A 520-nucleotide genomic window follows, 5' to 3' on the forward strand; every position below is an offset into this window, starting at 1 on the left:
TTATCACCAAACTGTATTAGGCAAACTATGCGAGTTGTATTAGGCCCAATGGAAGGCGTTTTAGACCATTTGATGCGCCAAATCCTGACCGAAATAAACGACTATGATCTGTGTGTGACGGAGTTCGTTCGAGTGATCGATCAAGTCCTGCCAGACCATGTCTTTCATCGCTTATGTCCGGAGCTTATGCAAGGCTCTCAGACCACTTCTGGTGTGCCTGTACATGTTCAACTACTAGGCCAAGAGCCTCACTGGATGGCGGAAAACGCAATCCGAGCAGCAGAGCTTGGCGCGCGCGGCATCGACCTAAATTTTGGTTGCCCAGCAAAAATGGTCAACAAAAGCGAAGGAGGTGCGGCGCTATTGCAGCATCCTGAGTTGATTCATAGCGTGGTAAAAGCATGCCGTGACGCAGTGCCTGCGAATATCCCTGTATCCGCAAAAATTCGTCTGGGCTGGGAAAACCCTGAAGACTGTTTTGAAATCGTGGATGCGATTCAATCTGCGGGAGCGAATGAAC

Annotated in this window: 1 protein-coding gene; it reads left to right on the top strand. The window is 49.4% G+C overall.

What is annotated here, in order from left to right:
- Nucleotides 1-27 precede the first annotated feature (27 nt).
- A partial coding sequence (locus R7Z77_RS28370; protein ID WP_318137437.1) for a tRNA-dihydrouridine synthase occupies nucleotides 28-520 on the top strand: 493 nt, incomplete at its 3' end.

The organism is Vibrio sp. 1401, from assembly GCF_033340295.1.